The sequence below is a fragment of the Roseateles sp. P2_H4 genome, from assembly GCF_056403315.1.
On record NZ_JBFUFR010000009.1, the window covers coordinates 56707 to 83136 of the forward strand.

Annotated in this window: 14 protein-coding genes and 1 pseudogene; 8 read left to right on the forward strand and 7 right to left on the reverse strand. The window is 67.6% G+C overall.

The window, feature by feature from the left end; all coding sequences use genetic code 11:
- Position 1: 1 nt before the first annotated feature.
- The 8 genes from AC1DW3_RS09145 (at position 2) to AC1DW3_RS09180 (ending at position 15749) form a co-directional block, all read left to right on the forward strand.
- Positions 2-2962, forward strand: a complete 2961-nt coding sequence (locus AC1DW3_RS09145; RefSeq protein ID WP_477930670.1) for a glycoside hydrolase family 31 protein — start codon at positions 2-4, stop codon at positions 2960-2962.
- On the forward strand, positions 2959-5013 hold the full coding sequence (locus AC1DW3_RS09150) for a beta-galactosidase (protein ID WP_477930672.1): 2055 nt from the start codon (positions 2959-2961) through the stop codon (positions 5011-5013). The genes AC1DW3_RS09145 and AC1DW3_RS09150 overlap by 4 nt, the downstream gene beginning before the upstream one ends.
- 31 nt (positions 5014-5044) lie before the next feature.
- Positions 5045-6997: a sialate O-acetylesterase gene (locus tag AC1DW3_RS09155; RefSeq protein WP_477930674.1), complete on the forward strand. Its 1953-nt coding sequence runs from the start codon at positions 5045-5047 to the stop codon at positions 6995-6997.
- 64 nt (positions 6998-7061) lie between these two features.
- Positions 7062-8270, forward strand: coding sequence for a glycoside hydrolase family 27 protein (locus tag AC1DW3_RS09160; protein ID WP_477930676.1), 1209 nt, complete (start codon positions 7062-7064; stop codon positions 8268-8270).
- A 64-nt stretch (positions 8271-8334) separates the two neighbouring features.
- A complete protein-coding gene (locus tag AC1DW3_RS09165) occupies positions 8335-10650 on the forward strand; it encodes a right-handed parallel beta-helix repeat-containing protein (RefSeq protein WP_477930678.1) in 2316 nt (771 codons plus the stop codon).
- 20 nt (positions 10651-10670) lie between these two features.
- The gene (galA, locus tag AC1DW3_RS09170) at positions 10671-13550 is read left to right on the forward strand and encodes a beta-galactosidase GalA (RefSeq protein WP_477930680.1); all 2880 of its coding nucleotides are present in this window, start codon (positions 10671-10673) and stop codon (positions 13548-13550) included.
- 55 nt (positions 13551-13605) lie between these two features.
- Positions 13606-14553 (forward strand): PA14 domain-containing protein, encoded by a 948-nt coding sequence (locus AC1DW3_RS09175; RefSeq protein ID WP_477930682.1) that lies wholly within the window; start codon positions 13606-13608, stop codon positions 14551-14553.
- A gap of 35 nt (positions 14554-14588) precedes the next feature.
- Positions 14589-15749: a hypothetical protein gene (locus AC1DW3_RS09180; protein ID WP_477930684.1), complete on the forward strand. Its 1161-nt coding sequence runs from the start codon at positions 14589-14591 to the stop codon at positions 15747-15749.
- On the opposite strand, the gene AC1DW3_RS09185 is transcribed toward AC1DW3_RS09180, so the two are convergent.
- The 7 genes and pseudogenes from AC1DW3_RS09185 to AC1DW3_RS09215 all read right to left on the reverse strand — a co-directional run bounded on the left by AC1DW3_RS09185 (position 15688) and on the right by AC1DW3_RS09215 (position 26425).
- On the reverse strand, positions 15688-17169 hold the full coding sequence (locus AC1DW3_RS09185) for a glycoside hydrolase family 43 protein (RefSeq protein ID WP_477930686.1): 1482 nt from the start codon (positions 17167-17169) through the stop codon (positions 15688-15690). The genes AC1DW3_RS09180 and AC1DW3_RS09185 overlap by 62 nt on opposite strands.
- A 28-nt stretch (positions 17170-17197) precedes the next feature.
- Positions 17198-18838, reverse strand: coding sequence for an alpha-L-fucosidase (locus tag AC1DW3_RS09190; RefSeq protein WP_477930688.1), 1641 nt, complete (start codon positions 18836-18838; stop codon positions 17198-17200).
- A 118-nt stretch (positions 18839-18956) separates the two neighbouring features.
- A pseudogene (locus AC1DW3_RS09195) lies at positions 18957-19226 on the reverse strand (cellulase family glycosylhydrolase); the annotation flags it as partial.
- 183 nt (positions 19227-19409) lie between these two features.
- A complete protein-coding gene (locus AC1DW3_RS09200) occupies positions 19410-22190 on the reverse strand; it encodes a WD40/YVTN/BNR-like repeat-containing protein (RefSeq protein WP_477930690.1) in 2781 nt (926 codons plus the stop codon).
- 725 nt (positions 22191-22915) lie between these two features.
- Positions 22916-23626, reverse strand: a complete 711-nt coding sequence (locus AC1DW3_RS09205) for a substrate-binding domain-containing protein (RefSeq protein ID WP_477930692.1) — start codon at positions 23624-23626, stop codon at positions 22916-22918.
- A gap of 310 nt (positions 23627-23936) precedes the next feature.
- On the reverse strand, positions 23937-25253 hold the full coding sequence (locus tag AC1DW3_RS09210; protein ID WP_477930694.1) for an ABC transporter permease: 1317 nt from the start codon (positions 25251-25253) through the stop codon (positions 23937-23939).
- A 2-nt stretch (positions 25254-25255) separates the two neighbouring features.
- Complete coding sequence (locus tag AC1DW3_RS09215; protein ID WP_477930695.1) at positions 25256-26425, reverse strand: ABC transporter permease; 1170 nt, start codon at positions 26423-26425, stop codon at positions 25256-25258.
- Positions 26426-26430 lie beyond the last annotated feature (5 nt).

Below are 26430 nucleotides of genomic sequence, written 5' to 3' on the forward strand. Positions count from 1 at the left end.
CATGAAACGTCGAGACCTCTTCGGCCTGATGGTCTGCACTGCGGCGGGTGCGCAGGCGGCCCCCACCGGCAAGGCCGTCTCCCATCCTTCGGCGCTCGATGCCGCTGGGCAGCTGCGCGCCCTGCCCATGGACGGGCCACCTGACGGCTTCGGCTGGCGGCGCGTCGCCGAGGGCCTGCAGTTCCGCTCTAGCGGGCTGACCAAGAGCGTGCTCTTCTACGGCCCGGGCCTGGTACGCGTCGCCGCCCACCTCGGCCAGGCCCACACTACCCAGCCGAGCCTCGTCGTCGTGGCGCGGCCGCAAGCCGTTGCTTTCGACGTGAAGGAGACCGGCGACCAGCTCGCGCTCACCGGCGCAGGTCTGCGCATCACGGTGGACAAGCGCAGCGGGGCGCTGGCCTTCTTCGCCGCCGACGGCCGGCTGCTGACGCGCGAGCGCGAGCAGGCACCCATCGAACTCAAGCAAGTCGAGATCGCCGGCAGCCCCAGCTACACGCTGACGCAGACCTTCACACTGACGCCCGACGAGGCCCTCTACGGCCTGGGCCAGTACGACGAGCCCTACATGGACTACCGCGGTCGCGACGTGCTGATGGTGCAGACCAACATCGGCATCGTCGTGCCCTTCCTGGTCTCCACGCGGCGCTGGGGCCTGCTGCTGGACGTCTATTCCAAGATGACGTTCCGCGACCGGCCCGAGGGCATGAGCTTCACGGTCGAGAGCGCGCCGGCCGGCGCCGACTACTACCTCACGGCCGGCCCCGACATGGACGCCGTCATCCGCGGCTACCGCCACCTGACCGGAAGCGCGCCGATGTTCCCCAAGGCCGCCCTGGGGCTGTTCATGAGCAAGGAGCGCTACCAGACCCAGCAGCAACTGCTGGACGTCGTCAAGCGCTTCCGCGCCGACCACTTCCCGCTCGACTACATCGTGCAGGACTGGCAATACTGGGGTGGCGAGAAGAACGGTGTCTGGGACGGCAAGTGGAGTGGCATGGTCTGGGACGCCGGGCGCTTCCCCGACCCCGCCGGCATGGCGCGCGAGCTGCACGGCAAGCTCAACGTCAAGCTGATGGCCTCCATCTGGCCGAGCGTCGGCAACGACACGGACCTGGCCCGCGAGCTGGATGCCAAGAAGCTGCGCTTCGAGCCGCTGCACTGGATCTCCAAGAAGGCGCGCATCTACGACGCTTTCAGCGCCGAGGGTCGCCGTATCTACTTCAAGCATGCCAAGAAGGGGCTGCTGGACATCGGCGTGGATGCCTTGTGGATGGACGGCACCGAGGTCGAGGTGGGCGGCGCCGCCCACGACGCGCGCGAGGTCGAGGCCGACATCAAGAAGCTGGGCATGACCGCGATGGGCGACACCACGCGCTACCTCAACGTCTACACGCTGGTGACGACGCGCGGCGTCTACGAGGGCCAGCGCGCCGGGAAGGACCTGGGCGGCAAGCGCGTGCTGACGCTGACGCGCTCCGCCTGGGCCGGGCAGCAGCGCTATGCAGCCATGTCCTGGTCCGGCGACACGACGGCCTCCTGGACCACGTTCCGTGCGCAGATCGCCGGCGGTCTCAACGTCGCGATGGCCGGCCAGCCCTACTGGACGCAGGACACCGGCGGCTTCTTCGTCAACTACGGCGGCGGCCAGCACAACCCGTCCTGGCGCGAGATGTACGCGCGCTGGAACCAGTTCGGCATCTTCAACCCGGTCTACCGCATCCACGGCACCAGCGTCGACCGCGAGCCCTACCTGTTCAAGACGCTGGACCCGCAGGTCTACGCCTCGCTTCTGAGCGCCGCGCAGCTGCGCATGCGCCTGCTGCCCTATCTCTACGGCCTGGCCTGGCGCAGCACGCAGGACGGCTACACGATGATGCGCGGCCTGGCCATGGACTTCCCCGACCAGCCGGCGCTGCGCAAGGTCGACGACACCTACATGTTCGGCCCCGCCTTCCTGGTGCAGCCGATCACGCGGGCCATGTTCCATCCCGAGGCCCCGCCGCCGCTGACCGTGCCAGCCACGCAGTTGCGCACCCCCGACGGCCAGCGCGGCCTGGTGCTGGAGTACTTCGACGGCATGAACTTCGAAAAGCCGGCGAGCCGCACTGTCGACACCGTCGTGGCCCACCACTGGCCCGATCCGCCGCTGGGCAGCATCCCACCGGGGCTGAAGGGCCTGAGCAACTTCTCGGTGCGCTGGACAGGCGAGATCACCGTGCCGGAGAGCGGCGAGTACGAACTGGGCGTCGAGGGCGACGATGGCTTCCGCATGTGGCTGGACGACAAGCTGGCCGTCGACGACTGGGCCATGGGCGCCGCCCGCTTCAAGGGTCAGGTCATGATGCTGCGCGAAGGCCAGGTGCTGAAGGTCCGCGTGGACTTCTTCCAGGCAGGCGGCGGCCGCGTGCTGCGCCTGGCTTGGCGCACGCCCGCCCAGCGGCGCGAGGCGGCCGAGGCCCAGCGCAAGATCGACCAGAGCCAGGCCACGCTGTTGCCGGCGGGTTGCGACTGGTTCGACTTCTGGACCGGCAAGCAGCACACCGGCGGTGGCCGCGTCGAGCGCGACTACACGCTGGACCAGTTCCCGCTGTTCGTGCGCGCCGGCTCGGTCGTGCCGCTGGGCCCCGTCGTCGAGCACACCGGCCAGGACCACGACGCGCCGTGGGAGATCCGCATCTACCCCGGCGCCAACGCAAGCTTCATCCTCTACGACGACGACGGCGAGACCTACCGCTACGAACGCGGCGAGCGCGCCACCACCGCGCTGCGCTGGGACGACGCGCGCCGCACGCTGCATGTCGGCGTCCGGCAGGGTCGCTTCCCCGGCATGGTCGCGCGCCGCGAGCTGAACGTTCGCTTGATGGCGTCGTCAGGCCAGGACGAGCAGACGCGCACCGCGCAGTACGACGGCCGCGGCCTGGCGCTCCACTTTTCCAAAGAACACGAGGCACGATCACCATGAAGAGGACCCTGCTGGCCTGCGCCCTCGCGCTAGCCACCCTTCAACCCACCCTGGCCCAGGACGCCAAGAGCCCGCAAGGCCGCCCAGACTGGCCCGGCGCCGGCCGGCTGTTCGCCGGGGTCAACTACCAGCCCGTGGACCGCACGCTGGAACAGGTGAAGTCCGACGTCGCGTTGATGAAGCAGTCCGGCTTCAGGGTCGTGCGCATGGGCGACCTGGCCTGGGACTATTTCGAGCCCGAGGAGGGGAAGTTCGACTTCAAGCACTTCGACGCCGTGATGGCCGAGGTGCATGCCGCCCGCATCCAGGTCATCCTCGACATCCCCGGCGCGCCGGCACCGATGTGGCTGCACCACAAGTACCCCGGTGTGGACATCGTCAACCAGGCCGGCACGCGCCTGGCGCCGGCCGAGCGCTACATGGACAACACCGCCGACCCGGACTACCGGCGCCTGGCCACCCGCATGGCCGACACGCTGGTCAAGCGCTATGCCAAGCACCCCGCCGTGCTCGCCGTGGGCTATGACAACGAGATCGGCAACAGCTTCATGTCCTACTCCGAGGCCGACCGCAAGCGCTTCGTCGAATGGCTGAAGAAGCGCTACGGCAGCATCGAGACGCTGAACAAGGCCTGGGCCACGCAGCGTTGGTCGCGCCGCGTCGGCCAGTGGGACGAGGTGCGCCTGCCCCTGGCCGACGGCCCTGGGCCCGCCGAGCGCTACCTCGACCTGCGGCGCTTCTGGTCCGACATGACCCTCGCCACGCTGGCCGACCGGGAGGCGGTGCGACGCAAGCACACGCCGGACAAACCGGTGCTGTCCAACTACTGGGACTGGTCCGGCCGCAAGGGCTTCGACTACCTGGGCAGCTACCGCGATCACACCACCTTCGGCGCGATGGGCTTCTATGCCGGCGACGCCATCAACGGCGGCTGGGAGGCGGCGCTGATCAAGGGCGGCATGACGGTGCCCACCTGGTTCAACGAGTTCACGGCCGGGGGCGGCGGCTCCTACGGCAGCAAGGGCTGGTCGCGCATGTGGGCGCACTTCGTGCTGCTGATGGGCGGACAGGCCGCGCTCGCCTGGACCTTCAACAGCCACCTCGGCGGCGAGGAGCAGGCGCTGTGGGGCCTGATCGACCATGACGACCGACCCTCGTGGCGGCTGGCCGAATGGGCCCGCATTGCCGGCGACTACACCAAGCTGGAGAAGCTCGGCTTCCCGCGCAAGGTCGAGCCCAAGGTGGCCATCGCCTATTCCTTCGACAACGTGCATGCCACCAGCCCCAACGGCCCGAGCAACACGGTGCGCCAGTACATCAAGGCGCCCTACATCAAACAGGCGCACGGCGCCTTCGAGCCGCTGCTGAAGGACAACATCGACGTGGCCGTCATCAAGCTCACGTACGAGGACCTCAGCCGCTATCGGCTGATCATCCTGCCGGGCATGTACCTGCTGGACAAGGCCGCCACCGAAGCGGTGCGCAAGTTCGTCGCCGACGGCGGCACGGTCGTCATGACGGCGCAGTCGGCCAAGGTGGACGACAACAACCAATGGCACGCCACGCCCAAACCCGCCGGCCTGACCGACGTCTTCGGCCTGCGCACCAACGAGTTCTACGACTGGGTTGGCACGGTCAAGCTGGGCGACGAGGAGATCAAGGGCACGGTCAACCACTTCGAGGTGCTTGAGCCCTCTACCGCCCAGGTGCTGGCGCGCTTCAGCAACTTCGACGGCCAGCCCCCGGCGATCACGGTCAACAGCTTCGGCAAGGGCCGGGCCGTCTACGTCGCCACCACGGCGCAGGCGCCGATCATGAAGCCGCTGCTGCGCCAGCTCTACACCGAGCTGGGCATAGCGCCCGGCCCCAAGACGCCGGACGGCGTGTACGCCCGCGCCGTCGACGGCCGCGTGCTCTACGTCAACACCAACTGGACGCCGGTGGACGTGCCGATCAGCGGCGCGATGCAGGGCGTGCTGGGCGGCCAGCGTTGGGACAAGACGCTGAAGCTGGAGGCGCTTGGCGTGGAAATGCTGGAACCCCGGAATTGAAGATGGCCCCCGAGAGACGAGAACGAACCCGATGAAGAAGAAGACCTCCGCTCTGCTGCTGGCCCTGCTGGCCGCCACCGCCCAGGCCGACGTGCGCCTGGCCGAAGTGTTCAACGACCACATGGTGCTGCAGCGCGACCGCCCGCTGAACCTCTGGGGCCAGGCCACGCCCGGCCAGACGCTGAGCGTCGACCTTGGCGGCCGCAGCGGCACGGCCCGCGTCGGCGCCGATGGCCGCTGGCGGGTGCAGCTGGCGCCGCTGCCGGCCGGCGGCCCGCACCGCCTCGTCGTCAAGGGCGACCAGACCGTCGTACTGAACGACGTGCTGGTCGGTGACGTCTGGCTGCTCGGCGGCCAGTCGAACATGGAGTGGCCGCTGGCGCAGACCGACACCGGCCCGCAGGAAGTGGCCTCGCCGCAGAACGCGCAGCTGCGCCACCTGCGCGTGCCGCTGCGCGCCAGCGTGCAACCCGAAGCCGACATCGCGCCCGCGCCCTGGGTCGTTGCGGAGCCCGGTCGCGTGGCCGAGTTCAGCGCCATCGGCTACCACTTCGCGCGCCAGATGCAGGCCGTGCAAGGCGTGCCCATCGGCCTGATCAACACCGCCTGGGGCGGCTCCATGCTGGAGACCTGGATGAGCCGCGACGCGGCGCTGCGCGACCCCGACCTCGCCCCCGCGGTGCGCGCCTTGCCGGCTGACAACGCTGCCTTCACCGCGGCGCTGGGCCAGCGCATGCTGCCCCGCATCGCCGCCTGGCAGAAGGGTCTGCCGGTGGAGGGTGCGGACGCCTCGGGCTGGTCTGCCGCTGCCGACATCGACGCCGACTGGCCCACGCTGCAGGCGCCCGGCAACTGGGAAGGCCAAGGACTGGCCGATGTCGACGGCGTCGTCTGGATGCGCAAGCGTGTCGAGCTGAAAGCCGCCCAGGCCGCGGGAGCGGCGGAGCTGCACCTGGCCAAGGTGGACGACTGCGACGAGGTCTGGGTCAACGGCCAGAAGGTCGGCGGCCAGTGCGGCTGGGAGCAGGCACGCCACTACACACTGCCGGCCGGCCTGCTGCGCGCGGGCGCCAACTGGATCGCCGTGCGGGTGACCGACACCGGCGGTGGCGGCGGCATCCATGGCGAGGCCGCCGACCTGCGTCTGGACACGGCGGCTGGCACCGTGTCGCTCGTCGGCCCCTGGCGGGCACGCGTCGAGAAGCTCGTGGTGGCTGGCGGCCCCGTGGCGAACAACGCCCCGGCCCTGGGCCACAACGGCCTCGTCGCACCGCTGCAAGGCCTGTCCGTGCGCGGCGTGCTCTGGTATCAGGGCGAGGAAAACTCCGGGCGCGCGGCGGCCTATGCCGACGGCTTCAAGCGCCTCATCCAGGACTGGCGCAGCCAGTTCGCCGACCCCGACCTGCCCTTCTTCTTCGTGCAACTGGCCTCCTGGCGGCCCATGGCCGAGAACCGGCCCGACGGCAACGGCTGGGCCGAACTGCGCGCCAGCCAGGCCGCGGCCCTGGCCCTGCCCCACACCGGCATGGCCACGGCGATCGACGTGGGTGATGCGATCGACATCCACCCGCGCAACAAGCGCACCGTGGGCCAACGCCTGGCCGCGCTGGCGATGCACGAGCTGGGCCTGCGCACCGCCCCGGCCACGGGCCCTCGCCTGATCGGCCATCAGTCGAAAGGCGGCGAAATCGAGCTGCGCTTCGACACCACCGCCGGCGGCTTGCGCACGGCACGCACCGGCGAGCCGCTGCGCGGCTTCTACCTGGCGGGCGCCGATCGGCGCTGGGTGCCGGCCGAAGCCCGCTTCGACGGCGACCGCATCGTGCTGCGCAGCGCTGCTATGCCGTCGCCTGTCGCTGCGCGCTATGCCTGGGTCAACAACGCGAGCGAAGCCAATGTGGTCGGCGGCGACGGCCTGCCCCTGCCGCCGCTGCGCACCGACGACTGGCCGCTGGAGTCGGCAGCGCGGCGCTACGGGCGCTGAGCCCGACGTCCGTTCGACGCACCGCTCAACGGCGCTCTTCCCATCCCCTCAAGTGAATCTCTGCATGCACCACCTCATCCGACGCGCCGCTCGTACCGTCGCGCTGCTCTGCTTCATCGCCATCACGCCCGCCCACGCCGACGGGACGCTGAAGCTGGAGGCTCCCAAGCCCAATGTCGCGCCGACCCCGCCGATGGGCTGGAACTCGTGGAACAAGTTCGACTGCAACGTCAGCGAGCAATTGATCCGCCAGCAGGCCGACGCCATGGCTGCGTCCGGCATGAAGGACGCCGGCTACCAGTACATCGTCATCGACGACTGCTGGCAGAAGAGCCGCGATGCCGACGGCAACATCCAGGCCGACCCCGAGCGCTTCCCGTCGGGCATCAAGGCACTGGCCGACTATGTACACGCCAAGGGCCTGAAGTTCGGCCTCTACTCCGACGCCGGCTCACTGACCTGCGCCGGCCGCCCGGGCAGCGCCGGCCGCGAGTTCCAGGACGCGAGCCAGTACGCCAAATGGGGCGTGGACTTTTTGAAGTACGACTGGTGCAACACCGGCACCCGCAACGCCGAGGCGGCCTACACCGTCATGGCCAAGGCCCTGCGCGAGTCCGGCCGCGACCTCGTGTTTTCCATCTGCGAATGGGGCACCGACCATCCCGAGCGCTGGGGCCCGAYGGTGGGCCACCTGTGGCGCACCACCCATGACATCTACGACGGTTGGGAAAGCACGAAGGACAAGGGGAATGGCATGACCAACATCCTGGACATGCAAGCCGCGCGCGGCGGCCAGTCGGCGCCCAATGCCTGGAACGACCCTGACATGCTGGAAGTGGGCAACGGCGGCATGACGACGACCGAGTACGAGTCGCACTTCTCGCTGTGGGCCATGCTGGCCGCGCCGCTGATCGCCGGCAACGACCTGTCGAAGATGGACGCCGACACGCTGCGCATCCTCACCAACAAGGACGTCATCGCCGTCGACCAGGATCCGCTGGGCCAGCAAGGCCGCCGCGCGCTGAAGCAAGGCGACCTCGAGGTCTGGGTCCGTCCGCTGGCAGGTGGCGAGTACGCCGCGGTGCTGTTCAACCGCGGCAAGACGCCGGCCGACATGAAGGTGGCTTGGGAACAGCTCCAGTTGCCCGTCGACCGGAAGGCCGACGTGAAGGACCTGTGGAGCAAGAAGGTCACGAAGGGCGCGCGCGGCAGCTACGGCGGCAAGGTGGCGCCACATGGCGTGATCATGGTGCGCATCAAGGCCGCGCCATGACGGGGACGGTGAACGCCTGCCACCCGACGCGGATGACCGAGTCGCTGCCGGGTCCGTCATGCGGATGAAGTCACTGCTGCTCACTCTGGCGGTTCTGGTCTGCGGCGCCCAGGCCGATGCGCTGACCGTGAAGGACGCCAAGTCGCTGGAGTCCGCCCTGCAGCGGGCGCGGACCGACAAGCGCATCCGCCGCATCGAACTGGCTGCTGGCAACTACCAGCTGTCGGCGCCCATCGTCATTGATGAGGCGCTGTCGGGCACGGCAGACGAGCCTTTCGTGCTCGCCGCGGCGCCGGGTGCCCAGCCCGTGCTGAGCGGCGCGACGTCGCTGCCGGCACTGCGCTGGGAGCGTTGGAAGGACGGCCTCTGGCGCGCCCGGTTCGCTGGCGCAGCGTTCCAGCGCCTGTGGCTGGGGCAGCACATGCTCGTCCGCGCCCGCTACCCCAATGTCGACCCGGCCAACCCGGGCTTTGGCGGCGCAGCGGACGCCACCTCGCCCGAGCGCGTGGCGCGCTGGCGTGCCCCGCAAGGCGCCGTGCTGCATGCGCTGCATGGTTATGGCTGGGGCGGGCTGCAGATCCCCATTCTCGGCAAGAAACCCGACGGCAGCCTCCTCTATGGCGAACAGCTGGCCAACAACCGAGTCATGACGCCGAGCGACAAGGACCGTTACGTCGAGAACGTGCTGGAAGAGCTGGACGCGCCTGGCGAGTGGTTCCACGACCGCCGCGAGGGCTGGCTCTATTTCAAGCCACTGGCTGGCGAGCGGCCGCCGGCACGAGGCTTTCGCGGCAGCGCGCAAGAAGCCCTGATCCGCATAGAGGGCAGCAAGGCTCAGGTGCAGCACGTTCGGGTTCTCAACCTGGTGTTCCGGGAAACGGAGCCCACCTTCCTGAAGGCCACCGAGCCGCTGCTGCGCTCGGACTGGAAGTTCCATCGCGTCGGTGCCGTGACCATCGAGAACGCCGGCGACGTTCGCATTGAGGGCTCCGAGTTCATCGACCTCGGCGGCCACGCCATCGTCGTCAGTGGGCGCGTACAGCGCGTGACGGTTTCGGGCAACCACATCCACGACATCGGCGGCACGGCCGTGGCCTTCGTCGGCCGGGCGGAGGCCGTGCGTTCACCGCTGTTCGAGTACCACGAGCAGCTGGACGTCGCAGCCATCGACCGCACGCCCGGCCCGAAGTCGGACGCCTATCCCAAGGACTCCGAGGCGAGCGACAACCTCATCCACGACATCGGCCAGATCGACCGCCAGGCCACCGGCGTGCAGATCGCGATGGCCGCGCGCATCACGGTCGACCACAACAGCATCTACCGCATGCCGCGGGCCGGCATCAACATCGGCGACGGCACCTGGGGCGGCCACCGCATCACCCACAACGACGTGTTCGACACCGTGCGCCTGACCGGCGACCACGGCAGCTTCAACAGCTGGGGCCGCGATCGCTTCTGGCACCCCGACCGCGCCGAGATGGACCGCCGGGCGGCTACCTACCCCGTGCTGGCGCTGCTGGATGCCATGGAGCCCATCGTCATGCGTCGCAACCGCTGGCGCTGCGACCACGGCTGGGATGTGGACCTGGACGACGGCGCCTCCAACTACGTCATCGAAGAGAACCTGATGCTGGCCGGTGGGCTCAAGCTGCGCGAGGGCTTCCAGCGCATCGTGCGCAACAACATCCTCGTGGGCGGCAGCTTCCACCCGCATGTGTGGTTCGACAACGGCGGTGACGTGTTCGAGTCCAACCTCGTCATGGGGGCGCACCAGCCGGTGGAGATCAAGCGTTGGGGGCGCAGCGTCAACCGCAACCTCTTCATCGCCGAGGCCGACCTGCGAGCCGCCCAGGCCCGCGGCACCGACGCCGATTCGGTCGCCGGCGACCCGCGCTTCGCCGCGCCGGAACGTGGCGACTACACGGTCACGAACGCGGCACTTGCCGCGCGCGCCGGCTTCGTCAACTTCCCGATGGATGACTTCGGCGTGCGGCCGGCGCGGCTGAAGGCGCTGGCGGAGCAGCCCGAATTCCCCATGCCCCGGGCGCTGAGCCAGGTTGCAACGCTGCAAGCCGTGCAACTGCAGGGCCTGAGCCTCAAGCCCGTCGAGACCCTGGGAGAGCAGTCGGCCGCCGGCCTCGGCGACAAGGCCGGCCTCATCGTGCTGGCGGTCGAGGCAGGCAGCGCCGGCGCGGCCGCCGGCTTGCAGGCACGCGACGTCATCGTCAGCGCCGCCCAGCAACCGATCAGCGATGTCGCGACCCTGCAGTCGCTGCTGGCCGCAGGCCCGCGCGTCGAACTCACCATCGTGCGCAACCAGGCGCGCGTCCTGCTGCATTGGCCGCGCCGGGCCGCCGAAGCGAATCCGAGCAAACCATGATCCCAACGTCAAACATCAACATGAGACAAGCTTCCCTCTTTTCCTGGGTGTCCTGGGCCCTCGCACTGGCCTTCGCCGTGGGCAGCGCCAGCGCTGCCGACGGCGCGCGCCAGCGCACCCGCATCGACGAGGGCTGGCGCTTCGCGCTGGGCCACGCACAGGACCCGGCGAAGGACTTCGACCACGGCACGCGGTCGTTCTTCTTCGCCAAAGCCGGCTTTGGCGACGGCCCCGCCGCGGCGGACTTCGAGGACCGGCCATGGCGCCGCGTCGACCTGCCACACGACTGGGCCGTGGAGCTGCCGTTCAGCTCGCACGGCAGTCCGGCGCACGGCTCCAAGGCCATCGGCCGGGGCTTCCCCGAGAACAGCATCGGCTGGTACCGGCGTGAGCTGGCCGTTCCCGCGTCGGCGCGCGGCCAGCGCATCGCGCTGGAGTTCGATGGCGTGTTCCGCGACAGCGTTGTCTGGGTCAACGGCCACTACCTGCACCACGAGGCCAGCGGGTACTCGAGCTTCAACGTCGACATCACCGACTACCTGAACTTCGGCGGGCGCAACGTCGTCGCGGTGCGCGTGGACGCCACCACGCCGGAGGGCTGGTGGTACGAAGGCGCGGGCATCTACCGCCATGTCTGGCTGACGCAGACGGCGCCGCTGCACGTGGCGCCCCAGGGCAGCTTCGTGCGCGCCACCGTCGCCGGCGACCACGCTGAGGTGGCCGTCGACACCACGGTGCTCAACGGCGGCAATGCGGCCGAGTCCTTCAGCCTGCAACACGAGTTGCGCGACCCCGCCGGCCGCATCGTCGCCCGCGCCAGCGTGCCGGCTGGCCGAGTGGCCGCCGACGCCAGCCTGGACGTGACGACCCGACTGAGCGTCAAAGCGCCGCAGCTGTGGTCACTGGAGACGCCGCAGCGCTATACGCTGACGACCCTCGTCAAGCGCGGCGCCGAGGTCGTCGACCGTATCGACACGCCCTTCGGCATCCGCACCATCCGCTTCGATGCCAACGAGGGGTTCTTCCTCAACGGCCGCCACGTCAAGCTGCACGGCGTCAACAACCATCAGGACCATGCCGGCATCGGCATCGCCCTGCCCGACGCCATGCACGAGGCGCGGCTGAAGATGCTCAAGGGCATGGGCGTGAACGCCATCCGCTCGGCACACCATCCGGCCACGCCCGAGTTGCTGGATGCCTGCGACCGGCTCGGCATCCTTGTCATCGACGAGCACCGCATGATGGGCACTGCGCCGCAGATCCGTGACGAGCTGGAGCGCATGGTGCGGCGCGACCGCAACCACCCGTCGGTGATCCTGTGGTCGGTGGGCAACGAGGAATGGGCCATCGAGAACACCGAGATCGGCACGCGCCTGGCGCAGCAGATGCAGGCCATCGTGCGCCGCCTGGACCCGACCCGGCCCGCAACGCTGGCCGCCTCCAGCTCGGGCCAGGCCGAGGGCACATCGGTCGGCTCGCAGGTCATCGGCTTCAACTACAAGGGCCAGCATGACATCGACGCGATGCACCGGCGCTTCCCCGACCGAGCATCGGTCGTTACCGAGGAAGGCCTGACCTACGCGACGCGCGGCATCTACACCGACGACCCGGCCCGCGTGCACATCGCCGCCTACGACAAGCGCTCAGGGGGCGACTCGACCTCGAGCATCGAGGAGGCCTGGCGCTTCAACGCCGAGCGCCCCTTCCTGGCCGGCGTGTTCTTCTGGACAGGCTTCGACTACCGCGGCGAGACCACGCCCTTCGGCTGGCCCGCCGTCTCGTCGCAGTTCGGCATGATGGACACGACCGGCGCGCTGAAGGACAGCGGCCAGTACCTGAAGGCCGCCTGGACTGCCGAGCCCATGGTGCACGTGCTGCCGCACTGGAACTGGCCGGGTCGCGAAGGCCAGCCCGTCGACGTGCGCGTCTACGCCAACACCGACGAGGTCGAGCTGCTGCTGAACGGCAGCTCGCTCGGCCGCAAGGCGCTGCAACGCTACGGCCACCTGCAGTGGAGCGTGCCCTACGCGCCGGGCAGCCTGGTGGCGCGCGGCTACCGAGCCGGCCAACTCGTCACAACGCAGACCGTGGCCACCACGGGCGACGGCGCCGCGGTGCGGCTGACCGTCGACCGCGCGCGGCTGCGCGCCGGCGGTGACGATGTCGCGGTGGTCACCGTGAACGTCGTCGACCGCGAGGGCCGCGTCGTTCCCACCGCGGCCCATCGCGTCGCGTTCGAGGCCAGCGGGCCGGTGCGGCTCATCGGCATGGGCAACGGTGACCCCGGCTCGCACGAGGCCGACCGACCGACCGAACTGCATCGCTACGCAGCCGCCACGCGCTGGCGCCACCGCAGCATCGCCCGGCAAGAGGAGGCGGCCGCGCTGATGGCCGGGACAGGTGGCACCGGCGACGCCGGCTGGCGTGACCCCTTCGCCTGGGTTCCGCCGGAGCAGCAGCCCGCCGACAGTGCCTGGAACGTGGTGCAGGCCACTATCACACGCAAGGCGCCCGCCGGCGAACGCCAGGTGCTGCTCCTGGGCGAGATCGCGCCGGGCGTGCAGTTCCATCTCGACGGTCGCCCGGTCTCGGTGCGACAGGAGGCTGGCATGGCGGTCATCGATTTGGACCCGACTGCGGGCGCCGAGGCCACACTGACCGCCGTCTTCCCGACACCGGCCGGTGGCACGCGCGCGCTGTTCGACGGCGCGCAGGGCGGCCGCCGCTGGGCCACGCTGCGCACCACCACACCGGCCGCACCCTGGCAGCGCAGCGTGTTCAACGGCCAGGCCCAGGTGATCCTGCAGTCCACCGGCAAGGCCGGGGACGGCGGCCGCGCCACGCTGCGCGCCGTCAGCGACGGCCTTGCGCCTGCTGCGACGGTGATCGAGATCTTCTGAACGCCGACAAGTCTTACAGGCTGCCGGACAACAGCCGAACGTCACAAAACAACCTATGACCTCGCCCTCTCACGATCCCGCTCCGCCGACCGCCGAACCTGCACAGCCGCCGCGATGGGGCCGCCGGTTCAACGGCTACGCGCTGACCATTGCGGTGATCTTCCATCTGCTGCTGCTGATAGCGGTGCTGTCGTGGCGCTCGCGGGTGCCGCCACCGATCAAGCCTCGCAATTCGCAGATCAGCATCGTCGAAGTCAAGCAGCCGCCCAAGCCCCCGGAACCCGCGCCGCCTGTGCCCAAGCTGCCAGAGCTACCGCCGCCTAACATGCCGGCCCTGCCCGACCTGCCGCCCATCGAGGTGACCAAAGTCGAACCGGTGCCGCAGGCCGTCGCACCGGTGGTGGCGGTTGCGCCGGCGCCCGCTCCGGCCGTGGTCAGCATGGCGCCGCCGCCTCCTCCTCCCGCGGCCGCCAGCAGCGCGGTGCCGCCCAAGTTGTTTGAGGAATGCGCCGACTCGCCGGACCGGCCGATGGTGGCAGAGGTCTATCGCCTGCGCGAAGGCACCACGTCAGTGAACGAGATGCGTCGGCGCAAACCCGTCAAGACCGTCTGCCTGGCCCAGCTCGACATCACGCCGCGTGACTTCCGTGACGGCTTCCCAGGCCTGGACGTGAACGAATGGTTCGGGCTGGACATCCGCTTCACGGTCAACATGCCGCAGGACATCACCATGGATCTCATGCTGCTGTCGGATGACGGGGCCATCCTCACCGTGGATGGCGTGGAGGTGATCAACAACGACGGCATCCATGCGGCGAGCCCGCTGATGGAGACAGTGAAGCTGGCCAAGGGGCCACGCAACTTCCGCGTGCGTTACTTTCAAGGACCTGGCTTTGGTCTGGCGCTGATGTTGGGCTGGAAGAAGCCGGACGGCAAGGACTACCAGTACATCCCCCGCCGGCTGCTCGGCCGCCCCCCGGCCGCCGCTTCCGCGCCGGGATAGCCCGCGTCGTGAAAAGACCTTGGCATCGCGTCCCCATGATTGCGCTGCTGGCGCTTTTGCAGTTCCAAGCGCTGGCGCAGCCGGCCAGCCGCAGAGCTCTGCTTGACGAGGCAGAGCAACTGGCCTTGGAGGCTCAGGTCTTGGACACCCAGTGGCAGCCTGTTCGATACCGGAACAAGGCGACAGCCGCTGAGATTCATGCCAAGGCGGTCGACGCCATGTCGCGGGCCATCGCCATATGGGACCGACTGGATGTGCCGGATCTTGTCGGCGCGGGTCTGACCGAGTTGTCGAGGCAACAGATCACCTTTGGCGATGTGGATGCTGCCGTCGCGACCGACCATCGCCTCATCGACCACTGGCGCGCGCGTGGAAATACCCCGAAGGAAGGCGAGGCCTACATCGAACTGGCTAGACGGCTCGAGGCGGGTCGGCAAAGCACCGAAGCGCTCGCCCGGTTGGAGCAGACCATCGCGTTTGCCCAAGCCAATCACCTGGAATATGTCTATGCGAACGCCCTGTCGCTCAAAGCCGTTTGGTTGAAGGTTCAGGGTCGGGAGTCAGAAGCGGAAGCAGCGCAGCAAGTGGCTTCAAAGGCAATGACCGAGGCTTTGGGCTCCGCGCAAAAACTTTTTGTTGAACCGAAAGCTCGAATGCCGGAACGCTGGCTTGACCTGCCGGCAGCGCCCATGTTTGCCGAACTGCTGGTGCTTGACCAAAGGCTGCGTCTGGTTTTGACGAATCGCAGCACCAAGTTCATCGAGACCGTCAGCCTGGGCTGCGCCGCTGATGACGGCGGGAAATGGAGGCTTGGCAGACCCCTCTTTTCAACAAGCATCAATCACGGCGGCGTTCATCCCAACGGCCACTTTGACGTCACGAGCGCATTTGCCGATACAAGAAGCTGGTGGACGGATCGGCCCATGGGCTGTGAGGAAGGCCGCCCCACGGTTGTCGAAGTGCTCTTTGCCGACGGTGCGAAATGGAGGCTGGCCACCGATGCGCCGGATGAATGCGGCGTTATGTCAGGTATGCCGTCACAGCGGCGAAGCGTGCTTCCAGCACAGCTGCAGTCGCTTCGGCGCCGGGATAGGCAAGGGCCCCAGCAGCAGCGGCCTGCGGTAGCGGCAAGCTTCACTTGCGCTCAAAGCGCCAGTGATCGAACTCAAACATCGTCGGCTCGCCTTGACCCCTGAAGATGAGGTAGAGGTCGTGCAGGCCCGTGGCGCCCGAGACCGGCACGCTTTGCTGTTGCCACTGATCGCGGCCGCCGGTGGGGGCCACCGCCAGGGTGCCGAGATGCGGTCCATCGACGCTGTCGAGCCGCAATTCAATCTTGCCGCCTTCCGTCTCACTGGCCAGATTGGCGACGAAACGGGCCGCGCCCTTGCTGCCAAAGTCGACGCCGTTGACCTTGATGTAGCTGAGATCGGTGATGCGCGTGACGACCATGCCGACCTTGTCACTGCGCGCCGTCTTGATGCCAGGCGCCCAGTCGAACTGGCGATCCCGATCCCGCTTCAGGCGCGACGTCCAGGCCATGGTCTCGGCCTCCACGCGTTCATAGGGCGACAAGGGTTTGAGAGGAGCGACGCCGGTGTTGTCCCACCAGGGGAGCATGTTGATGGTGCCGTCCGCGTTGTAGTCGAACCGGGTCACGGTGACGGAGCGGCGTTCGCGATGGATGGGCGTGTCGGCAAAGTTCAGCCGGTAGTTGAACCCGAACAGATAGGACCCACCCATGTAGTCGACGATGCCCGGGTGGTTGCCGGTCGAGTTGGTGTTGTGGTCCATGATGTCGCCCTTGTAGACCCAAGGGCCGGTGGGCTTGTCGCTCATGGCGTAGCCGATGCCTTCGGGGCAGCAGGCCGACGCGTAGGCCATGTAGTACTTGCCCTGGCGCTTGTAGAACCAGGGGCCTTCCTGGTAGTTGCGCGGTTTGCCCTCGGCCTGCTGGATCTCGCCGCTGTAGGAGATCATGTCCGGGTTCAGCTTCACGTARTACAGGTTCGGGTTGCCCCAGTACATATAGGCCTGCCCGTCGTCGTCGACGAAGACCGTGGGGTCGAARTAGCCGATGCCCTTGTCGATCAGCGGCTTGCCCAGSRCATCCTTGAACGGCCCCTCGGGCTTGTCGGCCACCGCGACGGCAATCACGCTCTTKGGCCAGCCCTGGACGCTCACCGACGCATAAAGGTAGAACTTGCCATCGCGCTCGACCACCTGGGAAGCCCAGGCATCGTTGTCCTGCACCGCCCAAGGAAAGGTCGCCAGCGACGCCACGACGCCCTTGTCGGTCCAGTTCGACATGTCGGTCGACGTGTAGAGCCGCCAGTTGCGCATCTTGAAGTCGCGGGCTTCGTCCTCGTCCTGCCCGGTGTAGAGGTAGACAACGCCCTTGTGCACCAACGGTGCCGGGTCGGCGGTGAAGCTGGTCTGGACGACGGGGTTCTCAGCCTGGCTCGGCTGCGGCCAGACGCAGGCCAGTACAAGCGCCAGGAGCGGAAGGACGCGCGCCATCATGAGGAAGGGAGTGGGCGCGGCCGGCAGCCCGCTGGCGCCCATCGCGGCGGCCGTGGCCTGCAGCAGCGAGCGGCGGGAAAGTTTCTGTGCCATGGTTGCTTTCAGTGAAAAAGGTGGCTGCTTATGCGAGGCCTGCGCCGCGCAGCTTCAGTGCCACGGCCGGCGTGCCGGCAAGGCCTTCTGGCAGCTTGACCTCCAGCCCTTGCGGCGTGCGTTTGAAGGGCAGGCTGTCGGTCGAACCCACGGCCTCCACGCGCTCGATCACGCCGGGCGCCAGCGCCGAGTCCTGCGCCAGTGCGGCGATGCGCATGACGCCGTCCTTCGGCCAGGCCAGCCCGATGGCGTACAGGGCGCCGGCCTTGGTGGTGAAGCGGATGTCCTGGGCGGTGAAGCCCTTCATCTGGTCTTCGCTGAACATGCCGCCACCGATCTGCGTCGGCCCCTCGCCGAAGCTGCGCCACGGGCGGGTGCCGTGGATGGCCTCGCCGTTGCGGCCCATCCATTCGGCGAGCCCGTCCAGCACCTTGCGCTCATCGGCGTCGATCGTGCCGTCGCCACGCAGCGGGATGGACAGCAGCAGGTTGCCGTTCTTGGAGACGATGTCCACCAGGCGGTGGATGACGCTGGCCGCCGACTTGTAGTGATGGCCCTCGAAGACGCCGCGGTTGTAGTGCCAGTCGCCGATGCAGGTGTCGGTCTGCCAGGGCAGCGGCTCGATGCCAGCGCGCTGGCCGCGTTCGACGTCCTCGACGATGGCCGCACGCCGTTCCTGCGGGATCTCCTTGGCGTTGAGGACGGCCTCCAGCTTGCCGCCGTGCCAGGCCATGCTGGCGTTGTAGAAGTGCGCCGCGATGTCCAGGCCGGCCTGGCCGAGCGGCAGGCCGGTGTTGTCGAAATAGACGAGGTCGGGCCGGTAGCTGTCGATCAGATCGCGGCAGCGCAGGAACCACTGGCGCGTGAACGCCGGGTTCTGCGCCGGGGGCTTCTCGCCCCAGACGCGGTCGTGCTTCTCATGCCACTCGTTGGCTTCCTTCACGGTCTTGATGCCGTCGGGCATCACCATGTTGCGGCCGGTGTAGAGGTCCTGCGGGTCCAGGCCTTCCCACCATTTGCCCTTGCCGTCGGCCTGGGTCAGGTTGAAGGCGTCGTAGCGCTGGCCGGCCAGCGGGCCTTCGGGGTCGTAGCCATAGGCCGTCTGCAGCCAGTGCCAGGCGTGGGCCGAATGGTTGCTGACGCCGAAGCGCATGCCCCTGGCGCGTGCGGCCTTGGCCCAGGTGCAGACGATGTCCTTCTTCGGACCGACGCGCACCGAGTTCCAGGCGTGGTACTTGGAGTCGTAGGCGTCGAAGTTGTCGTGGTGGTTGGCGAGCGAGACGAAGTACTTCGCGCCGGCCTTCGCGTACAGGTCCATCAGCGCTTCGGGATCCCAGTTCTCCGCCTTCCAGCGGTTGTTCATCTCCATGAAGCCGACCTTGGTGGGATGGCCGTAGGTCTTGAGGTGGTGGTCGTACTGCCAGTTGCCCTGCATGTACATGCTGCGGGCATACCAGTCGCCCGCCTCGGGCACACATTGCGCGCTCCAGTGCGCCCAGATGCCGAACTTGGCATCGCGGAACCAGTCGGGCGTTTTGTAGCCGTCGACGAGAGAGTCCCAGTTCGGCTTAAAGGGGGCCGCTGCGGCCTGGGCTGCGGGCAGGCCCGTGGCGCCCATGGTGGCGGCCGTCGCCTGAAGCAGGGAGCGGCGGGAGAGTTGCTGGGCCATGGCTTTCGGTCAGGAAGAGGGCTGCTGCTCATTCAAGACGCAGAGCCCCCAAAACAGATGGCGCGGGACGTTCAGGCATCCCGCGCTCATGGGTGGGCGGGCCAAACCCGCACACTCTTTACTTCGTGCTGTCGACGATGGCCTTGATCAGGTCCTGGAAATACTGCGCACCGGTGGAGCGGTTGAACAGGCCGAACTGGTGGTTGGCGTCGTAGCCGTTGTCCCACCAAACCGGCACGATGCCGTGCTGGAACATGGACTTGGTCACGTACTTGGTCCAGTAGGTGCGGTAGACACCAGCCGGGTCGTACCTGGACTTCAGGATGGCGCCGTACTCACCCATYAGCACCGGCATGCCGGCGTCGACGTAGCGGGTCTTCAGCCTCTGGAACTGCGCGTCGACTTAGGTGGTGCTGCTGCTCGCCGAGACGGCGAGCAGCGGGCTGGTATCCAAGTTCTCATGTCTTACCTTTCAGTGAAGACGCTCGGCCGCTTGTCTCCACCGGTCACGAGCGTTATGTGCCGGCAGGCCTGGCGCCACGATGTGGACGCCAGCCTGTCGACCCTTGCTTCAGTTGCTGAAGAGCATTCCCCGACCGGTACCACTGACGTAGATCCGGCCGTAGATGCCTTGGTCGGCCGCCAACGCGCCGATGCCGCCGAACTGGTGGGCGTCGTCGTTGAAGCGCGTCCAGGTGGCGCCGCCGTCGTCGGAGCGATGCACGCCCCACACGCCGCTGATCACACCCACGACGTAGACCGCCGCCGAGTACGGCGCGCCGGCCTTGGCCTTGCCCAGCGCGATGGCGCTTGCACCCTGCACCTGGGGCCAGGGGTTGCCGGTGAAGATCGACGCGAAGTTGCTGAGCTTGGCCCAGGTCGCGCCCGAATCGGTCGAGTGGTACACCGCGTTGCCGTCGGTCAGCCAGAGATCGCCCTCGACGTTGGGGTTGACCGCCAGCGAGGTGCTGCCGAAGTAGTTCGGTGCCAGCCCGGCGTTCACCGAGCCCTGGCTCAGCGTGAAGGTGTGGCCGCCATCGGTGGACGTGTAGACCTTGCCCGGCGTGCCCCACCAGTGGCCACCGGCATCGTAGGCATAGACCTTGTTCGCGTTCTTGCGATCCGCGACCAGGTGATAGGCGCGGGGGAAGACGGAGTTGATCGCCGGCAGATTGGTCGGCACCCAGGTGGCACCGTTGTCCATGGTGTAGGACGGCACCGAGTAGCCGGGGGCCCAGATCGCCCGGTTGCGCCCGGTGATGGCGATGCTCGCTTCCGTGCCCGTGTTCTCCGCAACGCCCGTCGGGTAGCTGGCGAACTTCGCCCAGGTCTTGCCGCCGTCGCCCGACCACATGCCGTAGCCGGTGTTGTTGCCCAGGTAGACGCCGATGGTGGCCATGTACTGCGGGTCCGACCACGCCATGTCGGCGGCGAAGCTGTTGCTCCAGTCGGTGGCCGGCGTCAGCGTCGGCTTGGTCGCGAGGTTGGTGTGCACCCAGGCGCCGACGTCGCCCATGCTGTTGATCACGGTGTACGTGGCGCCGGCCGGCGGCGTGGCCAGGCCCAGCACGGCGGTCTCCTCGATGCCGTCGACCGTCATGGCCCAGGTTGGCGTGGCCGAGGAGGCGTTGCGTGTCTGCATGACGCCGCCGGAGACGTGCAGGATGTGATTGCGGTCGAAGGGATCGATCTCGACATCGTCGATCCAGCCCCAGGAGACATCGCCCGGTGTCATCGCTTCGATCTCGCGCCAGTTCCGGCCGGCATCGTCGGACAGCTGGAGGATTCGCTGGCCGGGGAAGTTGCCCCAGGTGTTGGTCACCCCCAGCGCAATGCGCGTGGTAGCACCCGTGCCCGAGACGGACACGCCGCCATAGCCGACCGAGTCGTCGCTCCTGAGCAAGGTCCAGTTGCTGCCGTCGAACTTGTACAGACGGGCGGGACCGGCGGAGCCGGGACCGGCGTCCCTGGTGAAGACCACATAGAACATGCCGTCAGCGGCGCGCACCATGTGCGGGATGTGATAGCCGGAGATTGGCACCGCGACCGGGGTCCACGATGCGCCCCCGTTGGTCGACTTGTACAGGTTCGAGGCCAGGCCTGCGGTCTGGACATAGTCCGGCGCGATGGGCGCGTAGATCGTCTGCGTGGCCGTGCCGCTGCCCTTGGTGGCGGTGTCGTAGACGACCGTCTCGACGCCTATCGCGCTGGTGCCGCCCAAGGCATTGACCTGGTCCTGGGTCAGCTTGGCGCTGGACAGCGACGTGACTTGCGCCCAGGTGAGGCCCGAGTCGGCGCTCTTCCACAGGCCGGCCGTGCGCGAGCCGTAGAACAGCGTCGATGGCTTGTTAGGGTCCACCATCAGTCGCTCGCCGATGGCGCGGCCGGGGTTGTTGCCGCCCAGCGGGAAGGGCAGGGCGACATAGGTCCATTGGTCACCGCGGTTGCCGGAGATGTACAGGCGGCCGTTGCCACCGGATGTGTACATGCCGGCGGCCAGGTAGACGCGCTGGTCGTTGTTCGGATCGACGGCGATGCTCTCGACGCCGTGGAAACCGGCCTCGGCCGCACCGAAGCCCAGGCCGTCGGTGATCGGCACCCAGGACAACGTGCCCTGATCCCAGCGGTAGGCGCCACCGATGTCGGTGCGTGCATACAGCAGGTTGGCGGTGGTCGGGTGGAAGACCAGGCCAGTGACGTAGCCGCCTCCACCCCACTTCGCGCTCGTCCAGGTGCCGACCTTGATGGAGAAGGCCTGCTGGGTCTTGGCGCCACAGCTGTTGGTGTAGGTAGCGACGGCCGTACAGGCCGCAGGCGGCTGGATGGTCTGCTCGCGCGCTGCACCGGCGGTGCCGCAGCCGCTCCAGCTCCACATGCCGCCGGACAACGGCTGCGGGCCGAGGATGGCCGAGGCGCCGGTCTTGATGGTGGCCGATGCCGTCTGCGTCCACGCGCCGTTGGCGTTGATGTAGGGCGTGATGGCTGTTGGCGTGCAGGCGGTGCCAAGCGTGGCGTTGGCCGAGCCGGAGTTGTAGCTGCCGGCATTGGTCGTGAACTTGACCCAGTACCAGTAGCGCGTGCCGGTGTTGCCCGAGGCGTCGGTGTAGCTCCTGGCGCTGCTGCCCGGCACGGCGATGCGGATTCGGCCGTTCGGGTCGGCGTCGGTGTCGCGGTAGATCTCCAGCGACGTGACGGTGCCACTGACGGTCCAACCAAGCTGGACGTTGCTGGCGGTGCCGGTGGCCGTCAGGCAGACGGTGGCGCCGCCGCCGCTACCGCAGCTTTGCGCCTGCGCGAGGGTGCCTGCGCTCGCGCCGAAGGCGAGCAGCAGGGCTGGTATCAAGGTTCTCATGTTCTACCTTTCAAGGATGAAAGTGCTCGGCCGGTTGTCTCCTCCGGATGCGAGCGTTATGGAAGGACGTGGCTCAGTACGGGGGCCTACATCCCGACAACGACGATGGTTTTGGGGCGGCAGCTCCAGCACCAGGCCTTGCGGGCCGGGCTTCGCGGAGAACGGCGCGAGCACGACGGCCTGCGGCTGCTGGAAGGTGTTGTGGACGTCCATGGCCAGGCTTCGGCTGGCTGGTGAACGACTCGCCAAGGCGGGCTGCTAGGCGAACCGGACCCGGGCCGTAGAACAGCACGCATTTGGTCATACCGCCTGTCCGGAACGGGAAGCCCTCCACCCAGGGGCCTGCGCAGTTCCCCAACAGGGTGCTCCCCTGGGAGGTGAATATGTTCGTCCTGGCTAGGAACATATGACTCTTGTTGAAGTCTCGGATCGATCAAGCGCTTTATCAACTTTTGATAAAGCGCTTGATCAGATAGTCAAAAATAAATGCGGGACTTCCGCACGCGCATCTTAAATTGGTTGACCAATCAAGCTGACTAGGGGAAAAGCCTAGCAACTTCCCCGCGTACTAGGGGATGGTCAGCTGTCCGCTTCGACGTCCCGGCAAGGTCCGCCTGTGAACAATCTCGACGGGCAAGACGATGTCGCGAGGGCCCTGGTAAGTCTCCTCACGGCGCTGCGCCTCAATCAACTGCATCAAGACCTCAACGGCACGTCGCCCCATCTCAAGCAGGGGCTTGACGCACGGTCGTCATGTGCAGCGGACCGGCCAGCAAGGTGTCGTCGAAGCCTGTAATCGAGATGTCCCGAGGAACGCTCAGCCCGCAGCCCTCTAATGTGTCGATGCAGCCGATGGCGATGGCGTCGCTGCCACAACAGACAGCCTCGGGCAACGGCTGACCGCGGTGGCGTTGCAACCATTGCTGCATGGCCTGCCTTCCCCCTTCGGCGGTGAACAACGTGCGGATCACATGGTCGGAAGCAACTTCTGCCCCGGCGTCGGCATGGGCGCGCAGGAAGCCATCGACACGGCGGTCTGCTCCCTTGACGTTCATCGGACCGCCCACACAGAGAATCCGGCGATATCCAAGCCCGAGCATGTGGCGCGCGATGGCGTAGCCGACCGCTTCATCGTCCGCCTCGACGTTCACCCGCGCCCGCAACAGCCCGCCGGCGTGGATCGTGACCATGGGTGTATGAGGTGGTAGCCAGGCCGTGCTGTCGTCTTCCAGTTGACGCGCCAGCACGACGAGCCCGTCGACGCGTCCGTCACACAAGGCTGGGATGCGCTTGGGCGCTTCTTCCCAGCCGCTGAGTGGAAAGGACGGATGTGGTCTGGTGGGCCTCCATCGCACCTCGCACGACGCCGTTGAACACCTCCAGGAAGTAGAGGTTAGGTGCCTCATTGGCGATGTTGGCAACGAAGCCGATGACATTCGTTCGTTGAAACGCCAGCGCGCGCGGTCGCGTTCGGCCGGTAGCTCAACCGCGCCGCGGCAGCGAGGACCCGCTCACGCGTCTCGGCTCACCCGCGGTTGAGCGGCAGCTTTCTGGAAGCTTGGTAGGCCTGTGCCGACGTCCGCTTCGGGCACTTTTCTGACCCTCAGGCGCCGACTGCCAGCGACAGCACCCAGCCTGAAGCCGACCTACATCCCCGGCGCCCCAACGTCGATTACCTCGATCACGCGCCATCAGCAAGCAGAGGCCGCCACTTAAGTGATCGGCCCCTGCCTCCTGGCCCCTAAATCAAGCTTCGCGCAGCGCCGTCGTCACCGGCAGTGAAGCCGCCCGCACCGCCGGGAACAGCCCGCCGACGAAGCCGATGGCCAGGGCCCACTTGATGCCCTCCCACAGCAGGCCCGGCGACACGGCCAGGTTGAAGCTGAGCTTGCCGACCGAGCCGGCGGCCATCGTCGAGGCCTCGAAGCCGTTGAAGATCAGCCAGGCCACGCAGCCGCCGATGAGGCCGCCGATCAATGCCAGCAACGTCGTCTCCAGCATCACCGCAACGACGACCGGCAGGCCGCGAAAGCCGATGGCACGCAAGGTCGCGATCTCGCGGGCCCGCGCCGCGACGGCGGCGAACATCGTGTTCAGCGCCCCGAACACCGCACCCACGGCCATGATGGAGCCGACGACGATACCGATGATGCGCAGCACCTTGGTCATCTGCTCGCTCTGCTTGGCGAAGAAGTCCAGCGTCGTGCTGGCCTTCACCTTCAGCTGCGGGTTGGCTTCGAGAGCGGCACCGAAGGCCTTGATGGCGGACGGGCTGTCCAGCTTGACCGTGGCCGAGTTGCGACCGCTGCCACGCTTGTAGGCGTCGTTGACGACATTCGCGTCGGCCCAGAGCTCGGACTCCATCGCATCCCCCGAGGCGAAGATGCCGACAATGGTCCAGGGCGAGTTGCCAAGCTTCAGCGTGCTGCCCACCGTCAATCCGGTGAACTGGCGCACCGCACCCTTGCCGACGACGATCTCGCGCAGGCCAGGCTGGAAGCTCTTGCCTTCGATGATCTTGACGTTGGGCCGCACGACGAAGGCGGCTTCGCTGATGCCGCGCACCTGGGCGCTGCCCGATTCGTCGGCCTTGCCGCCCTTGATGGGCAGGTTGGCAGCCACCACCGTCTCGGCCGAAAGAATGGGCTCGCCCTTGGCATTGCGCGCGACGCCCGGGGCCTGCTCGATCTGCACGATGTCCTCGCGGCTCAGCGAGGACGAGACCTCGTTGGCCGAGGCGCCGCGCATGACGATGGCCGTGTCCAGGCTGCCTGAGTTGCGCAGCGTCTGGCCATAGCCCTCGGCCATCGCCAGCAGGGCGACCAGCACACCCACCACGCCAGCGATGCCAACGACGATGACGGCCGACGAGCCCAGGCGTTGCGTCAGCGTGCTGATGCCCACCGAGGCGACCGAGAGGGCCTGCATGCCGGTGCGGAACAGCAGCATCCACAGCCCCAGCAGGGCGAACAGCGCGAGGGCGCCGTACCAGGGCAGGAAGATCCAGCCGACCAGCAGGGCGACCGTGAGGAGGATGAGTCCGAGGTTCTTCAGAAACTTCATGGTCATGCCCTCCCGGCCAATGCGTCGGTGATGTTCACGTGCATGGCGCGCAGAGCCGGCAAGGCGCCGACAGCCAGGCCAAACACCAAGGCCAGCCCGACGCCGGTCATCCAGCTGGCCGCACCCGCGGCCGGCAGGTTCAGTGCACCGCCGCTGCCCGCGCTGACGGCGGGGCCGATGACACTGGCCAGCAGCAGGCCGATGGTGCCGCCGATCAGCAGCAGCAGCACCGACTCGGCCAGCACCATGGACAGCACGCTCTCGCCCGAGAAGCCCAGCGTCTTCAACACCGCGATCTCGCCGGTGCGCTCGCGCACGGCCTGCATCATGGTGTTGCCGGCCAGCAGCAGCAGCGTGAAGAAGACGGCGCCCATGATGGAGGTGACGATGAGGTTGATGTCGGCCACCTGCTTCATCCAGCTGGACATGGCGGCTGCCTCGGTCTGGGTGCGCGTCTCGTGGTCGGAGTTGGCCGAGATCTCGTCGATGGCCTTGAGCACGCGGTCGGCCTGGTTGACGTCCTTCACGCGCGTCACATACCAGCCGGCCTGGCCCTGGTTCCAGGGCGTCGTATCGTCGAAGTACTTCCAGTTCAGCAGGAACATCTGGTCGTACCAGGCGCCAGTCTTCTTGTCGGGCACATGGATGATGCCGACGACCTTGAACGGCCAGTTCTGGCTGCCATTGCGGTCCGGGAAGATGGTGGACTGCATGGGGATCTGGTCGCCCACCTTCCAGCCGAACTTGCGCGCCAGGCCTTCACCGACGAGGGCCCCGTCCTTGGTCTCGGCAAAGGCCTTGCGGTGCTCGGCCGATACCTCCATCTCGGGGTAGATGTCGATGTAGTTGGGCGAGACGGCGAAGCTGAAGACCTGGTTCTCGGGCTTCTGGTAGGCACCGCCGAACCAGTTGGCATAGGCCACGTCCTTGACGCCGTCGAGCTGCGCGATGCGCGCGCTCAGCGACATCGGCAGCAGCTGGATGAAGCTCAGCTTGGAGCCCGTCTGCAATCTCTGGGCGCCATTGGCGCTCTTGCCGGCCTGGTCGAAGCCGACGCGCACCGCGTCCAGCAGGCCGAACAGCAGGAAGGCCGTGATGATGGACACCAGGGTCAGGAAGGTGCGCCCCTTGCGCCTGAACAGCGCGGCCCAGATGAGATGAAGGTATTTCATGGCTT

Bases quoted from the DNA above. Each gene is read 5' to 3' on its own strand.
- AC1DW3_RS09215 (WP_477930695.1), bottom strand. From the start codon at position 26,425: ATGAAATACCTTCATCTCATCTGGGCCGCGCTGTTCAGGCGCAAGGGG.
- AC1DW3_RS09210 (WP_477930694.1), bottom strand. From the start codon at position 25,253: ATGAAGTTTCTGAAGAACCTCGGACTCATCCTCCTCACGGTCGCCCTG.
- AC1DW3_RS09150 (WP_477930672.1), top strand. From the start codon at position 2,959: ATGAAGAGGACCCTGCTGGCCTGCGCCCTCGCGCTAGCCACCCTTCAA.
- AC1DW3_RS09145 (WP_477930670.1), top strand. From the start codon at position 2: ATGAAACGTCGAGACCTCTTCGGCCTGATGGTCTGCACTGCGGCGGGT.
- AC1DW3_RS09190 (WP_477930688.1), bottom strand. From the start codon at position 18,838: ATGGCCCAGCAACTCTCCCGCCGCTCCCTGCTTCAGGCGACGGCCGCC.
- galA (WP_477930680.1), top strand. From the start codon at position 10,671: ATGAGACAAGCTTCCCTCTTTTCCTGGGTGTCCTGGGCCCTCGCACTG.
- AC1DW3_RS09205 (WP_477930692.1), bottom strand. From the start codon at position 23,626: ATGTCATCGGCTTCGTTGCCAACATCGCCAATGAGGCACCTAACCTCT.
- AC1DW3_RS09200 (WP_477930690.1), bottom strand. From the start codon at position 22,190: ATGAGAACCTTGATACCAGCCCTGCTGCTCGCCTTCGGCGCGAGCGCA.
- AC1DW3_RS09180 (WP_477930684.1), top strand. From the start codon at position 14,589: ATGATTGCGCTGCTGGCGCTTTTGCAGTTCCAAGCGCTGGCGCAGCCG.
- AC1DW3_RS09175 (WP_477930682.1), top strand. From the start codon at position 13,606: ATGACCTCGCCCTCTCACGATCCCGCTCCGCCGACCGCCGAACCTGCA.
- AC1DW3_RS09165 (WP_477930678.1), top strand. From the start codon at position 8,335: ATGAAGTCACTGCTGCTCACTCTGGCGGTTCTGGTCTGCGGCGCCCAG.
- AC1DW3_RS09155 (WP_477930674.1), top strand. From the start codon at position 5,045: ATGAAGAAGAAGACCTCCGCTCTGCTGCTGGCCCTGCTGGCCGCCACC.